13 protein-coding genes and 1 other annotated feature are annotated in these 15,378 nt (G+C 41.8%); of the genes, 4 read left to right on the top strand and 9 right to left on the bottom strand.

Translation table 11 applies throughout. From position 1 onward, the window contains the following. On the top strand, nucleotides 1–329 hold a 329-nt coding region (locus B2V22_RS02155), incomplete at its 5' end, for an IS3 family transposase (RefSeq protein ID WP_290490175.1). Nucleotides 330–781: 452 nt separating this feature from the next. On the opposite strand, the gene B2V22_RS02150 is transcribed toward B2V22_RS02155, so the two are convergent. After that, nucleotides 782–1,936, bottom strand: a complete 1,155-nt coding sequence (locus B2V22_RS02150) for an NAD(P)-dependent malic enzyme (RefSeq protein ID WP_290490173.1) — start codon at nucleotides 1,934–1,936, stop codon at nucleotides 782–784. Nucleotides 1,937–1,962: 26 nt separating this feature from the next. Continuing rightward, entirely contained in the window at nucleotides 1,963–3,276 is a 1,314-nt protein-coding gene (locus B2V22_RS02145; protein WP_290490171.1) for a 2-hydroxycarboxylate transporter family protein, read from the bottom strand. A gap of 185 nt (nucleotides 3,277–3,461) precedes the next feature. Between B2V22_RS02145 and B2V22_RS02140 the strand changes: the two genes are divergently transcribed. Next, nucleotides 3,462–4,970, top strand: coding sequence for a Spo0B domain-containing protein (locus B2V22_RS02140; RefSeq protein ID WP_290490169.1), 1,509 nt, complete (start codon nucleotides 3,462–3,464; stop codon nucleotides 4,968–4,970). Next, nucleotides 4,960–5,643 (top strand): response regulator, encoded by a 684-nt coding sequence (locus B2V22_RS02135; RefSeq protein ID WP_290490167.1) that lies wholly within the window; start codon nucleotides 4,960–4,962, stop codon nucleotides 5,641–5,643. The genes B2V22_RS02140 and B2V22_RS02135 overlap by 11 nt, the downstream gene beginning before the upstream one ends. Nucleotides 5,644–5,886: 243 nt before the next feature. Here the strand turns inward: B2V22_RS02135 and B2V22_RS02130 are convergent, their stop codons facing one another. The 7 genes from B2V22_RS02130 to B2V22_RS02100 all read right to left on the bottom strand — a co-directional run bounded on the left by B2V22_RS02130 (nucleotide 5,887) and on the right by B2V22_RS02100 (nucleotide 12,857). Then, nucleotides 5,887–7,200 (bottom strand): LLM class flavin-dependent oxidoreductase, encoded by a 1,314-nt coding sequence (locus B2V22_RS02130; RefSeq protein WP_290490165.1) that lies wholly within the window; start codon nucleotides 7,198–7,200, stop codon nucleotides 5,887–5,889. 59 nt (nucleotides 7,201–7,259) lie between these two features. Beyond that, the gene (locus tag B2V22_RS02125) at nucleotides 7,260–8,069 is read right to left on the bottom strand and encodes a transporter substrate-binding domain-containing protein (protein ID WP_290490162.1); all 810 of its coding nucleotides are present in this window, start codon (nucleotides 8,067–8,069) and stop codon (nucleotides 7,260–7,262) included. Between the two features lie 14 nt (nucleotides 8,070–8,083). Further along, on the bottom strand, nucleotides 8,084–8,755 hold the full coding sequence (locus tag B2V22_RS02120; protein ID WP_290490160.1) for an amino acid ABC transporter permease: 672 nt from the start codon (nucleotides 8,753–8,755) through the stop codon (nucleotides 8,084–8,086). Between the two features lies 1 nt (nucleotide 8,756). Beyond that, entirely contained in the window at nucleotides 8,757–9,527 is a 771-nt protein-coding gene (locus B2V22_RS02115; protein ID WP_290490159.1) for an amino acid ABC transporter ATP-binding protein, read from the bottom strand. Nucleotides 9,528–10,280: 753 nt separating this feature from the next. Further along, nucleotides 10,281–11,573, bottom strand: a complete 1,293-nt coding sequence (locus tag B2V22_RS02110; protein ID WP_290490157.1) for an LLM class flavin-dependent oxidoreductase — start codon at nucleotides 11,571–11,573, stop codon at nucleotides 10,281–10,283. Between the two features lies 1 nt (nucleotide 11,574). Next, nucleotides 11,575–11,862, bottom strand: coding sequence for a glutaredoxin family protein (locus B2V22_RS02105; protein WP_290490155.1), 288 nt, complete (start codon nucleotides 11,860–11,862; stop codon nucleotides 11,575–11,577). 2 nt (nucleotides 11,863–11,864) lie between these two features. After that, nucleotides 11,865–12,857, bottom strand: a complete 993-nt coding sequence (locus B2V22_RS02100; protein ID WP_290490153.1) for an MsnO8 family LLM class oxidoreductase — start codon at nucleotides 12,855–12,857, stop codon at nucleotides 11,865–11,867. An 89-nt stretch (nucleotides 12,858–12,946) separates the two neighbouring features. After that, nucleotides 12,947–13,178, bottom strand: a binding site (T-box leader). A 597-nt stretch (nucleotides 13,179–13,775) separates the two neighbouring features. Between B2V22_RS02100 and B2V22_RS02095 the strand changes: the two genes are divergently transcribed. Further along, nucleotides 13,776–15,287, top strand: a complete 1,512-nt coding sequence (locus B2V22_RS02095; protein ID WP_290490152.1) for an FAD/NAD(P)-binding protein — start codon at nucleotides 13,776–13,778, stop codon at nucleotides 15,285–15,287. Nucleotides 15,288–15,378 lie beyond the last annotated feature (91 nt).

Raw genomic sequence — 15,378 nt, 5'->3', positions numbered from 1 at the left:
ATGATTGCATTTTCAGAAGAACATTTCATTCAGACCAAGGCTGGGCTTATCAAATGAAACGATATTCAAAAACTTTAAAAGATAATGATATCTTCCAAAGTATGTCTAGAAAAGGTAATTGTTATGACAATTCACCAATGGAAAATTTCTTTAGTATACTCAAACAAGAAATGTATTATGGTCAAACTTATCATAGTTTTGAAGAATTGGCTGACTCAATTACCAACTATATTAACTATTATAATGAAGAACGAATTAAAGAGAAACTAGGATGGCTAAGCCCCGTCCAGTATCGCAACCAATATACTAATTCCATTGTCTTTTCATAGTTTCACATAAATTTTCAATCTATCAAGAGTCGCTCCGCTACTACTCTTGACAGATTGAAATTTATGAGAAGTATTGTCGACAACGGGAGTTAAGCCAAATTGTATGTACTAAAAAAGAGCTGACCAATCGGTCAACTCTCATAAAATTTAGTCTAACTTTTGGGGTCCACTATAATCTAATCTTACATAGATCTAGGGATTTTTGAATTTATCTATTTAATCGAGGTAACCCAATTGAATAATGGGTGGTGACTTATTGCGTAAACGATTGAATAATATTAGTAGGTATCATAGTCTAGGTTGGCATACATACCCTTCAAAATAGTTTGCACCTCACTTGGTTTGGTACGTCACTACTTTTCCATCGTCTCCTGTCTGAACACCCTGCCTGGCATCCTCGATTTAAGGCAATAATATAAAAAATAGAAGCCGAAGGCTTCTATTTTTTATATTTACTCTGCTGCACTATTTACAGACTTGGCAACAATTTTAGATACGTTAGGGTTGAAGGCATTTGGAATAATATTTTCAACTGATAACTCATCATCTGGGATGATGCTGGCAATACCTTTTGCTGCTGCAATTTGCATTTCTTCAGTAATATCACTCGCACGTGCATCCAAAGCACCACGGAAGATACCAGGGAATGCTAAAACATTATTGATTTGGTTAGGGAAGTCACTACGTCCAGTTGCAACGATAAATGCGCCACCTTCTTTAGCTTCATCCGGCATAATTTCTGGTGTTGGGTTAGCCATGGCGAAGATAATCGCTTTTTCGTTCATTGTTTTGATCCATTCTTTTTTGAAGACGTTAGGCGCAGAAACACCGATAAATACATCCGCATCTTTCACAACTTCTTCTAGAGAACCTTTCAAGTGGTCAGGGTTAGACATAGAAGCTAACGCTTTGTGACGATCTTGCAATTCAGGATCATCTTCAGAAATTGCCCCATCAATATCACATACAACTACATTTGTTGCACCTGCGTGGATCATTTTCTTAGCAATAGCAGTACCAGCTGAACCACCACCATTGATGACAATTTTCACATCTTCAATTGTTTTATTAGCTACTTTCAAGGCATTTATTAAACCTGCTAAAACAACAATTGCAGTACCGTGTTGGTCATCGTGGAAAACTGGAATATCCAATTCTTCTTTTAAACGACGTTCAATTTCGAAACAACGTGGTGCCGCAATATCTTCTAAGTTGATCCCACCAAATGATGGTGCAATAGCTTTAACATGCGAAATAATTTCTTCAACGTCTTGTGTGTCTAATGAAATTGGCACAGCGTCAACATCTGCGAAAGCTTTGAATAAGGCAGATTTACCTTCCATAACTGGAATGGCTGCTTCTGGTCCGATGTTTCCTAAACCTAAAACGGCAGAACCATCAGTCACAACAGCTACTAGATTCCGTTTACTAGTGTAACGGTAAACATCCTCTTTATTTTCAGCGATTGCTGAACTTACAGCTGCAACACCTGGTGTATAAGCAACGGCTAATTCGTCCATGTTTGTGATTGGCACTTTTGAGATAACCTCAATTTTTCCGCCTTTTTCTTCACTTAATTGTAATGCTGCTTGTTTTACGTCTGTCATATTTATACGTCCTTTCTAAAAACTGTCTATGCGAATAAGTTTAATAAGGTAATCATGATGGAAATGGTAATCGCCCCACCAATACGGGTTGCTACTTGAGCAAATGGCATCAAGCTGTTACGGTCAGTAGTCGCTAGAATCGCTACGTTCCCGGTACCGCCCATTGCGGACTGGTTGAGAGATAAAATAGCTGATTCAATTTGATACATATTCAAGAATTTACCTAGGATAAACCCGGTTAAACCTAAAACAATCACCACTGCAAGTACCACCACTACATATTGCCAAGTTAAAACATCTAAGACTGCTTTTAAGTCTAAGTAGATAATCCCTAGACCAACCATTAATGGTGCAGTGAAGTTACTTGAAATAAAACCGTTTAATTGCTTAGCACCCTCTTCGATGCTAGCTGGTAATACTTGGAGGTATTTCATGATAGTAGAAGCAAAGATAACAATTACTGCTGCTGGTAAACCGATAATGCCTTGCATCAAATTACCGAAAATATATACTGCGACTAATAAGAATAAGCCGATACCAATACTTTGGAAATTGATCGGTGTTTTCTTCTCTTTATTCACTAATTCTTTTTCTTCAGTAGCTGATTGACGAACTAGAGTACCGTTTCCGGAAAGTTCTGGATGTTTCTCACCAAAACGGCCGACAATGGCTGCAACACCTATTGAGAAGAAGTTAGATAAGATAGAAGCTGGCGCTAAAATGGCTACCATAGCACCATAGTCAATATTTTGAACTTCGCTATAACCTTGAGCTAGTGGTAAAACACCTCCACCAATACCACCTGCCATAGCTGGTGTGACAATATTAAATAAAGTTTCCTGGAAGCCGATACCCACAAGTTGGCCAATTGCTGCTGGAATCAACATCGCTAAAACCAAACCAACTGACATTGGAATCACCATGCGGGCGAATCCTTGTACCAATACCTGGCGGTTCATCCCAAGAATAGACCCAGTTACCAAGGCAAAGACGTATAAGTCCAAGAAGTTGGCATCACTCATCAGCATAGTCACTGATTCAATGGCATTATCTGGTAACAAGCCATAAAAAACCAAAATGGCGGGTACCAACATTGAAAGAATGGTTGAACCTCCAAATTTATTTAGGCCAGGAATGGTGTCCCCAATTTTCCCAAGGGCCCATCCAAGGGTTAGGATCACACCAAAACCTCCTAACATATCAACAGGTAGGCTTTCAGTTACTGCAGCCATTAAAATAATTGCTGCGAATAAGAGAAACCAAGGCAATGGCATGGGGCCGACTTTGACGCCCTGCCACGCTGACACTGTTGATCTTTCATCCCGTGCAAGATCTGACATTGTATTTCCTCCTCATATATTTCTGAACGACTATAGTATATGCCTGATCTTCAACTTTTTGCCTTTATTTAAGTTTTTAAAGTCTTATTTGAACTTTATAAATTAAATGGCTATACTGAAATTTGATAGGAAATGTGCTGAAAATGTGCATGAAAATACGAGAAAAATAAGGGAGGACAGCCAAGTTGATTAAATGGCATAATTTACGACTCCTCACCAAACTCATGTTAATGATTATTTCAACGGTAGCGATCACAGTAGGCTGCCTTTATTTAATGACACGTCACTTAAATAAAGATGCCATCATTGAAACAGAGTCTAGCTATCTCTTAAACATGGGTGAAGACCTGGCAGATGAACCTGAAATCATCACTGCCCTAGAAAATAACCAAACATCGCAAACACTCACTGACTTTACTCATGCCTACGAAGACCAATATAACCTAGACTATGTGGTGGTCATTAATTCCGATTCTATACGCTTGAGCCATCCAGACCCGGACCTGATTAATCAGCCATTTGCGGGCGGAGACGAGGAAAATGTCTTCACCGGTCAACCTTATGTGTCAACAGGGATTGGTACCCTTGGTAATTCCTTGCGGTCTTTTGCGCCAGTTATTCAAGACGACCAAGTCATTGGTGCCGTTGTCGTTGGTAAAACCAACCACGCTATTGATGTCTTCTCTGAAAAATATGACCAGCAAACAACTAGCGCCCTCATTGTTAGTATAGCTATCGGTGTAACGGTCGCGATTTTCGTTTCTTATACTATTAAAAAAGAGCTCTTCAATATGGAACCAAAGGAAATCGCTAAAGCCTTCGAGGAAAGATCGGCCATGATTGCCTACAGCCATGACGCCATTATTGTCACCAACCAATACGGTGAAATTACCCTAGCCAACAAAGAGGCGTTACGCCATTTTCCAATTCCAGACAAAGAAAATAAGACGCAATTGGATAAGGTGATCAGTCTACCTGAGATGAACGGCGACCACAGTGCGGTCTTCCACTATCAAGATAAGGAGTACCTGATTTCGCAAGCAGACATCCTGGTACAAGAAAACTTGGTGGGCCAAATTTATATCATAAGGGACACCAGTGAGATTTATGCCCTGCTTGACCAACTGCATTCGACAGCTGAATATGCCCAGTTGCTACAAGTGCAAGCCCATGAATTCTTGAACCGCCTGCATGTGATTTACGGTTTAACTGATTTAGAAGAATATGATGCACTAGATCAATACCTGGCTTCATTGATTAAGGACGAAGAGGATTTAACCATTCGTCTATCTATGTTGGTAAAAAACCCAACCATCGCAGGTCATTTAATTGGGGAACATCGGATTCTAAATCGAAGTTTGAAGGACTTACGACTTGAAATCCACCATGAAATTCCAAACACTTATGAAGCGGCTACCAACCAATTATGGATGGAAACAGTCGCTGTCATTGATAAGGAACTACGTCAATTAGGTCAGAATTCACGCTTATGGCTATCACTTGATTTTGATACCAACCGTTGCCAACTCATCACCAACTACCGCCTACAAGGAGACGTCGACCACCTATATACATGGCTGTCTGACTACCCTTGGCGAACTGAACTTGTCACAACAGAATTATCCATGCACGACCAGCAGCTATATTTTACTTTCCGCATTGATTACCCACAAGGAGATGCCCATGAACTATAAGACACTACTTGTCGAAGACGATCCAATGGTTGTCATGATCAATCAGCGTTTCGTTGAAGCCCTTGACGACTTCAAAGTCACCGCCAAAGCCCAAAGCTTGGACCAGGCCAAAGAACTCTTGCTTACCCAGCCCTTTGACCTAGTCCTCATAGATATTAATTTGAAAAATGAGTCAGGTCTCGACCTAGTTAAGTGGATTCGGGACCAGACGATACCCGTCGAATTCATTGTCATTTCGGCAGCCAACCAAGCGACCACCGTCGAAACAGCCTCCGCTTACGGAGCAGTAGACTATCTACTCAAACCATTTAATGCTGAGCGGTTGCACCAAAGCCTGCACCATTTTAAGCAAAAGCACCAAGTCCTGCATGATCAAGATCTTCTAGACCAAGCCAGCTTAGACTCATTATACGGTCAAGGCGTTCAAGGACTTGACCTAGACAACGAACCCCTGCAAAAAGGGATATCTAGAAAAACCTTGCAGCATTTGATGACTGTTATTAGAGCAGCCGACGAGCCTTTTGACATCGAGGAATTGGTCAGTAAAACCACCCTTTCCCATGTCACCATCAGAAAATACATCCAATTCTTGGTCGATCACAAAGTATTAAAAGAAGAAACCAAATATGGGTCAATTGGGCGACCAACCACCGTATATTGGCTAGAGATATAACAAGAAGGTACGACACAAACTATTCATAACTTACTCAAAAATAGAGGTCAGCATCCTTGATGGATAATTCTGATCTCTATTTTTTAAAAGCAAAATATTGTACGCAAAATATACCAGTCTCCCCAAAAGTGAACATCACTGATATAACAATCTTTCACATGGTTTTTCAGCCCTCCAACTGTTAAACAAAAAAGGAAGCTCTTGCGGTCAATCACCACAATTACTTCCTTTATTATTTACTTTCTATTTAGCATAGCGACTTTCTTTGAAGTCTAAGCCCAAGTGGTCACGCAATGTGTCCCCTTCGTATTCGTATGAGTAGTAGCCACGTTCTGCAATCTTAGACAATACATTGTCGAAGAATTCATCATAAGCATCCCCAAATACTTGCTCATTTAACATGAATCCGTCTGCCGCGTCATTTTCCATCCAGTAGATTAATTTGTCCGCTAATTCATCATATGTACCGTAGAAGTTTCCTTTTGGTGTAGCCGTTTGTAGGGCTACTTCACGTAAAGTTAAGTTATCTTCCTTGGCTTGCGCTTTGATTGCGTCACTTGTTGAGCGGAAGCCGTCAGATCCCACTTCTCCTAAGTCTGGGAATGGTGCATCCGGATCGTATTGTTTGAAGTCATGGTGGTCGAAGAAGCGTGCTAAGTAATCTAGCGCTTCATCCAAGCTGATTAATTGTTGTAATTTCTCATAGTTAGCAGCAACTTCTTCTTCAGTCGCCCCAGTGATTGGTGATAATGATGGCAAAATAACTACTTTTTCTGGGTCACGACCGTTGGCTTTTACAGCATCTTTCACTGCTTTGTAGTACTCTTGTGCTTTTTCTAAGGTACCTGCTGCATTAAAAATCACTTCACCGTGTTTAGCTGCAAATTCAATCCCTTTAGGACTTGCACCCGCTTGGAAAATAACGGGTTGACCTTGTGGAGTACGTTGGATGTTTAATGGTCCTTTTGAATTGAAGAATTCGCCTTTATGATTCAAGACATGGACTTTCTCCTTGTCATAGAAAACACCTGTTTCACGATCACGAACAAAGGCGTCATCATCAAATGAATCCCATAATCCTTTAGTTACTTCTAAGTATTCGTTGGCCATGTCATAACGTAAGTCATGCTCTGGGTGGTTACCCTTGTTGTAGTTACCTGCAGACCCTTGTAATGGTGAAGTTACCACATTCCAACCAGCACGCCCCTTAGAAATAATATCTAATGACGCGAATTGGCGGGCCACATTAAAAGGCTCAGAATAAGTAGTTGATAAAGTCCCAACTAAACCAATTTTCGAAGTGATTGGCGCTAGAGCTGATAATAAAGCGATTGGTTCAAAACGGTTTACAAAGTGAGGAATTGATTTTTCATCGATGTATAAACCATCTGCGATGAAGACGAAATCCGCCCCGTTTTTCTCAGCTTTTTTCGTTAAGTTGACATAATGGTCAAAGTCGATCGACGCGTCAGGCGCAACATCTTCAGCTTTCCAAGAGTTCATGTGAGCGCCAGCACCGAATAATAATACACCTAGTTTTAATTGTTTTTTTACCATGAAAATATTCCTTTCTTTCTATTAAATGTCTTATAAAATAACTTGATGAATCAATAATGCTATTCCGCTTCTCTAGATTGGGTAATGTCTACCCCGAAGTATTCATTTGAAATTTCTGTCAAAGTCCCGTCTGCACTTAAAGTTTGAAGGGCTGCATTAAAGTCCGCAATTATTTGTTGGTTTTCTTCCGCGTCTTTGAATGGGAAGCCGACTGGTTTTTCACCAAAAGTTTCATCAATCATCCGTAAATCAAGGTCGCGATTTTTAATTTGCGCAGTCAATTCTTCGTAGCCATTGACATAACCTTTCACCTTACCTGATTGAATATTGGCAACCGCAACTGCCATACTTTCTACGAATTCAAGGCCGATTTGGTCGTCAGTATCGTACTCTTTCAATACTTCCGCATAGTTAGACCCGACTACACCGTTGACCGTTTCTCCGTATAAGTCCTCGAGAGTATTGGTTTCCGTGTCATCAGATGCTACTGCAATCCCGGTAGAGGCATAGAAGTAATTATCTGTATATACATAAGACTCCCGACGTTCGGGCGTATTGGCGAAGTTAACAGCGGTATCTGCCTTTCCAGCTTGCAGTGCTGCAACAACACCAGACCAGTCAGACAAGGCCCATTCAATCTCGTAGCCCGCTTCCTCTGCTACTGCTTCAGCAACCTCTACAGAGAAACCTTTCAGTTCATCCCCTTCTTGATAGTGTTGCGGATACCCATCTGGAGATGCTGCAATTGTCACTGTTTTATCTGCAGCCCCACTTTCTGAACTCGTCGCTTCTTCCTCTGCAGATGTCCCGCACGCCGCTAAGACCAAGGCCGAGGTCAATCCAATACTCAATAACTTAAACTTTTTCATCGTTTTTCCTCCTCTTATCTGGTATATGGTACGGCTAGGCGTTTCTCATACCAGTTTTGTAATAGTGAATATAGAATGGTGAGGGCCCAGTATATCAAGGCCACTGCGAAATAGGCTTCAAAGAACTTCAATGAATTCGAGGCGAATAATTTCCCTTGGGCAAGCAACTCGACGACCCCAATAGTGAAGGCCAATGACGAATTTTTCAGTAAGCCAACAAAGGTATTCCCAGTCCCCGGGATGGCGTTTCGAACGGCTTGTGGTAAGACAATCCCTCGCAATGTTTGCCCGTAAGTCAAGCCCACCGTCATCGCCGCTTCCACCTGACCCTCGTCTACAGAAACCAAGGCTGCCCGAAATACTTCAGCTAAGTAGGCTGCTGTATTCAAGGAGAAAGTCAGAATTGACGCCGTTTCAGCCGACATCCCTGTTGCAATCGGTAGAATCTGTGGTAACCCAAAGTAAATCAATAATAACTGGACAATGGGTGGCGTCCCTCGGAAAAAGGACATGATCACTTGGATAATCTGGGTCAGTACGGGCACTTTATTGACTAAAACCACCGAAAATAGTCCCCCAATGATAACGGCAATCGCCATCGAAGCCAAGGTTAGATACAAGGTAATGGGCAAATAGCCAAGTAGTTCTGGCAATATTTCCACCATATAAGCAAAATCAAAGGTCATATTAGCCTCCTATCCGAACAGCGTTACGTTGTAGAAATTGAATAGTCCGTTCATGTTGCGGATTTTCTAAGACGGCTTCAGGTTCGCCTGATTCAACGATATAACCGTCTGACATGAAGACGACTTTATCCGCCACTTCTTTAGCGAAATGCATTTCATGCGTCACGATAATCATCGTTGCTTGCTCGTCTCTGGCAATGTCAGAAATAACCTGTAGTACTTCAGCTACCCACTCTGGATCAAGCGATGAAGTTGGTTCGTCGAATAAAATAACTTTTGGATTGACCGCAACCGCTCGGGCAATACCCACACGTTGTTGCTGTCCTCCAGATAAAGTGACTGGATATTTGTCTGCCTTGTCTGCTAAACCTACTTTTTCAAGTAAAGCCATTCCTTTTTCCTTAGCGTCAGCTTTTGAAAATCCTTGCGCCACTTCAAGTGCATAAGTGATGTTTTCAAGCACAGTTTTATTTTTAAATAAGTTGTAGTGCTGGAAGACCATCGAAGTTTGCTTTCTCAATTCAGCCACAGATTTTTTCGTTGCCTGCTTAGTATCCACGGCCACATCCCCAATGCGAATAACCCCACCATTCGGTTCTTCTAGGTAGTTTAAGCATCTAAGCAAGGTTGATTTCCCTGACCCTGATGGTCCGATAATGGCCACCACTTCGCCGGCAGCAACTTCAAAGGAAATATCTTTTAAGACCTGGGTCCCAGAGAAGTTCTTTTGTAAGTGTTCAATTTCAATCATGGTTTTATTGTTGTTCGTCATTTGTCACTCGTCCTCTTTATTGTATGCATATTATCTTTGCTTGTATTGACTGTTTAAAATCCTGTTTTAGGTAAAATAAAAACCCCTCCCAATAGGCACTCATCCTATCAAGAAGGGATGACTGGTCAACAATCATGGTTCCACCCTTTTTCATATTATCCTCGCAGACAATATCTCAGTCAGTAAATACTGACAGGCTTAACGGCCCCACCCGTCCAACCAGCTTTCACTAGCAGGATGCTCCAAGCGCACTTTCATTACCTGTATCCATCTGCTCTCATCAACGCAGACTTTCTGTCCAATACATGAGTAATTACTCTTCTCTTCATCGCATTTTATGATTAAATAAATGTCTTTTGCTTGAAGTCAATTTAACAAACCCGAACACCTTTAGACAAGATTACTGCCTAGGGAAAACACGCCTCGTTTTGCCTTTTTTGTTTTTACCCTTAGAAAAAAGCACATATTAAAAGTTGATATTTGGCGATTTCTAACCAATTACACATAGACTGACATTCGTAAATAACTATCATAAATGATAAAAAAACTAGACAAATGATTAGGGATTTAATTGTATTTTAATACAATGTTTGTATTAGACCCTAACATGTAACCCCTTAAAAGACGAATAAACCCTATTCTTGAAGCAAAAAAAACGAAACGTGGCACTGTATCAGCTAGCCATCGTTTCGCCTGTTTGATTATGCAATTTTTTCAAATCCTTACAGTCTGTAGAATCATCGTCTTTTGCCATTAAGGGACAATAGGCACCCCAATTTGTTCACGTAGGGTCGTACCTGGATACTCTGTCCGATAAATCCCACGATCTTGAAGAATCGGCACGACTTCATTGACGAACCGTTCAAAGGCGCCTGGAATGTCACCAGCGATGATAAAGCCGTCAATAGTCTCTGCTTCAACCCAGCGTTGGATTTCATCAGCGATGTCTTCAGCAGTCCCAATAAAGTTTGGACGAGTCACTGCTTGTTCCAAGGCTACTTGACGTAAGGTTTGGTTCTCTTCTTTAGCGCGTTTCTTGATGTAGTCTGTTGTCGACCGGAAGGCATCTTTCCCAATATCACCTAAATCTGGGAATGGTGCATCTAGGTCATAACCTGAGAAGTCATAGTCATCGAAGTAGCGAGCTAGGTATTTGACAGCATTTTCAATTGGAATCAAGCTGGCAAATTCAGTATAAGCCGCCTCAGCATCTTCTAAAGTATCCCCTACAAGTGGGTTGATACCAGGGTAAACTTTGACCTCTTCAGGGTTACGGCCAGCTGCTTTAGCTCGCGCTTTAATGTCATCGTAGAAAGCTTTCACTTCTTTTAAAGAATTGGCATGGGTGAAAATAGCTTCCGCATTTCCTGCCGCAAAGGCCCGTCCAGAATCTGATGATCCCGCTTGGAAAACGAGTGGTTCCCCTTGGGGTGAACGACCAATGTTTAGGGGACCTGCCACTTGGAAATACTCGCCTTCATAGTTTAAACGGTTAAGTTTTTCCGGATCAAAGTATTGGCCCGTTTCCTTGTTTCTAGGGAAGGCATCCGGTTCCCAAGACCGCCATAAACCACGCACAACATCTAAATGTTCTTGGGCGATTTTATAGCGTTCACCGTGAGGCGGCAGCGTCCGGTTGTTGAAGTTTTCAGCCACCCCTGCTTGTGGTGTCGTCACCAAGTTCCACCCAGCACGACCATCAGACAAGTGATCTAGCGATAACAATTGACGTGAAATAGTGAAAGGATCTGTATAAGTTGTTGAGAAAGTCCCCACTAAACCAATATTGTCAGTCACAGCCGCTAAGCTAGACAGTAAGGTAATCGGTTCAAAACGATTTAAGAAATGAGGAATTGACTTCTCAGAAATATATAAGCCATCTGCGATAAAGACGAAATCAAATAGGCCTTTCTCTGCTAATTGCGCCCGCTTTTTATAAAATTTAAAGTTGGTGCTGGCTGTTTCGTCTACTTGCGGATGACGCCAACCATCTGTTGTGCCACCAATACCATGTAAAATTGCCCCAAAATGTACTTGTTTAGTCATATTAATTCACTCCTATTCCGGCTGCTTTTAGCCCACTCACCACATGCTCCAACCCTAAATCAATAATGCCTTGGTATTGCTTGCTGTCCTTTTGGCCAATTTCAACAACTGGCACATAAGAGACTCCGTATTTGGCATTTAAAATATCTCTAAATTGGTCGTTTTCTGTCACGTCAATCAATGCATATGGAAGGTTTTCCTCTTTGAAGTAATTTTTGATTTCCTGGCAATAATGACAGCCTTGCTTGGCCCATAAAACGATATTTGTTGCTTGTTGTTTGTCTGACATCCTTATTCTCCTTTAATTCCCTCTGCTAAGGCTTCAATAATCTCAAATTTCTTAGCGTAAGGGATGCCAATCGTGTGAATCACAAAGTGGTCGGTATTAAATCTCTTTGAGAAATCGTCTAGTTGCGCTTTTACCTGGCTGGCCGTACCAACAAAGGCGCCTACTTGTTTTTCAAGAATTTTTGCGTCTTCAGCTTGGTGCAGGTCAGCATATTCTTCAGCGGCTGCTTGTTTGTTGAAGTTGACCCTTTTGACTGAATTTAAAACCACTGTATAGGCAGCTTGTTCAGCAAGGTAGGCTTTACCTTCGTTTGGATCATCCGTGATATAAACAATGACGGCAATTTTAAAGTCCCCTGATCCTCGATAAGCGGCTCTCGTTTTGTCAAGCGCTTCAAGGTCTGCATTGGCAAAGTAGGGATAGATTAGGCCGGTATCCTGAGTGGTCGCCAAATTGGCACTTTCTTGACTACCCCCAAGCAACTCGATGGTAAAGTCCGAATCAATCGCCGGTTGCAAGTCAAAGTTTTCAGCCGCATAGGGATGGTCGGCCGGGAAATTATTACGGATAAAACGAGTAACCTCGATAAATTTGTCATCGAAAGATTGGACCGGTTTGATAAAGTCTCGCTGTAGGACCTCAACCGCCTCATCCTTACCACCTTGCGCTTTTCCTAATCCCAGAATCACCCGTCCTGGCGCTAGTTGGTGGAGGACACTGAATGACTCCGCCACTTTATAAGGGACATAATGTTGCAGCATGACCCCACCAGATCCTACGCGAATCTTGTCCGTCTTGGCTAAGATGTAACCCACCAAAATTTCTGGTGCCACACTAGCAATCTCTTTTGTAAAATGGTGTTCCGCTACTAAAAAGCTGTCATAGCCCAACGCTTCTGCCTTCTGGGCAAATGCAACCGTCTGCTTCAGCGTCGACTGAGCGGTTTCACCTTCGTAAATAATATTTTGATCTAATAAACTTAAACTTAAAGCCATTCACTTACCTCCAATTCTTTCCAACTATTACTCTGTGTCCTTTTATTGAAAAATAAAAACCCCTTCCTAATAAACAGTCTTGTCTATTAAGAAGGGGCGAAGAGTCAACGTTCGCGGTGCCACCCTTGTTCAAACTGCCCTCACGAGCAATTTCTCATCCAGTAAATCTACACTGAAAATTTAACGGTTCCACCCGTCTAACCAGCTTTCACTGGCTAGATGCTTAAAGGTCATTTTCATTACTTGTAAGCATCTGCTCTCATCAACTACAGACTTTCTGTGCCTTACCCACATAATTACTCTACTCATCCACGCACTGGTTTATTTGAATATTTGCTATTAATTTGCTTTTATTGCTATCTGGACTTGCATTAAATTTGCTTGCACTCAATCTAACAAATTCCACTCGCTAGCATCAACCTTACCGCCTAGCCCTATAATTTTTAGATCTCTTTTTGAGCAAAAAGATTATTCATGAAAAATCCTAGCAAAAGTCTTTGATAATCAAGCTTTTCACATCAATTTAATTTTTCCATAATCGTTAACCGCTATCATCATTGATATGGAAGTAGGACAAGAACAGATAAAAAATAAGAACTTTAAATACAATCATTGTATAATATGCTCATTATTATCAAAGCTAAAATTTAAAAAATGTGATTAAACCAACATTTATAACCAAATCAGTTTAAACACGGCCCTAACCTTACAGATATCATTTGACCGATTCTGATTTTCTGCATACAAATATTGCCTCCTGATGTTATCACTTTTATCGATAACGAGTGATTGATAAATGCTTGAGCAAATTCTCCCACTAGAACCTTCTACTCAGTTACAATTTTCCTTAATGATTGGACAATTATTTAAAATAGATAAATAAACAAATCAATCAATTTCTAGAAATGAGGATGTCAGATGCGAATTGCAATAGTAGGTTTTGGGATTGCGGGTGCTAGCACCCTAATCCAGTTAAGTAAACAATTTGATTTAAATGCCGCTACCGACCAAGTGGATGTCTATGAAACACGCCCACGTTTAGGTGCAGGTGCCCCATATGCAGAGGACGACGATGCCACAGTTATCAACTCCTTCCCGCGGTCATTGTCCCTTGACGACGACAACAACGAGGACTTTATCAATTGGACCAAGGCCAACTATCCGGAAATTGATATCGACAATGTCTTTGCGCCACGCACCATTTACGGTGAATATGTGGAAGCATATCTTAAACCCTATTTAGCCAAAAATTATGTTCGTCATATCCAAGCTAACGTCACCGACTTTCAAGTCGTAGACGTAGACGGGACACCCTTATACCAGCGACCGCTTGAAGATGGCTTAGCTTACCAAGTCTTTAGCTCGGAAAATGGCTGGTCTCAAGTTTACGACGCGGTCTTTTTTGCCATTGGCCACCCGCCCTACCAAGACCCATATCAATTGGACGGTCAAGCCAACTACATTCAAGACCCTTACCCATTGCAGGAAAAATTGCAGGTGGCTAAAGGCAAGCGGCGAATTGGAATTGTGGGTTCTGGTTTAACAACTATCGACTTGATCAATTACTGCAACAAGTACGATTTATTTGCCGACCATGAAGTGACGGTCTACTTCCGCCACGAACCTTTCCAGTCAGTTATCCAACCTGACGCTAACGAAGACTATATCCAGTCTATCGACGAGGAATGGATTAAAACACAAAGAGCAGCCAACAAGGGTGCTATCCCTATTCAAGTCGTCATAAACCAAGTCAAAGCCGACCTAAAAGCCAATGACATCGACTACAGCCGAGTTTGGGCCAACTTCAATACCGGTTCAGTCGCTACTGTCACCAAGGCCATCCGTCAAGACGATCCTGACTACCGCCGTTTCCAAGGTTTTTTCCGGGCCTTCTATCCCGTCCTACACCGGATGATGGGGGCCCTAGACGCAGACGGACAGGACTATTTCTACAAGGACTTGGGTCCCTTCTTCCGCATGCTCTATTCACAAGCCCCTGCCGCTTCCATTAGCATGATTTTAGACTTAGTCAACCAAGGCAAATTAAAATTAGTTTCTGGGTTATCTGATATCCAACCCTTAGAAAATGGCCAGTTCCACCTCTACGCTAACGGGATACGCCACAAGGCAGACTTACTGATCAACGCAACTGGCTTCGATAGTCGTTTAAGCCAGGCAAAAGACACAGACCCGTTACTGGGTAATTTGATCCGCCGTAATTTAATCCTGCCTGACAATAGGGACAATATTTTAGCGGCTTACCCAAGCGCGACGCCATTAAACCCTAACTTCCAAATCCTAGACAAGGTCTACTTCCTAGGTAGTTGGATTGCTTCAACCCAAGGGCCTAACACGTCCGTTGCCTTGGCCAAGAAACAAACACAAATCGCCGTTACCGCCTTTCACCAACAAGTCAACAAACACAAGTAATTTACTATTTTTGCATGCAAAAAGGACTTGCACCCTCATGCTAAGTGAGCGGCGCAAGTCCCTTTATTGGGTTCTTTTACAAATAGTGTTG

The organism is Aerococcus sp. UBA6277, from assembly GCF_002440555.1.
GTDB lineage: Bacteria > Bacillota > Bacilli > Lactobacillales > Aerococcaceae > Aerococcus.
This window is presented reverse-complemented; position numbering and strand designations above follow the sequence as displayed.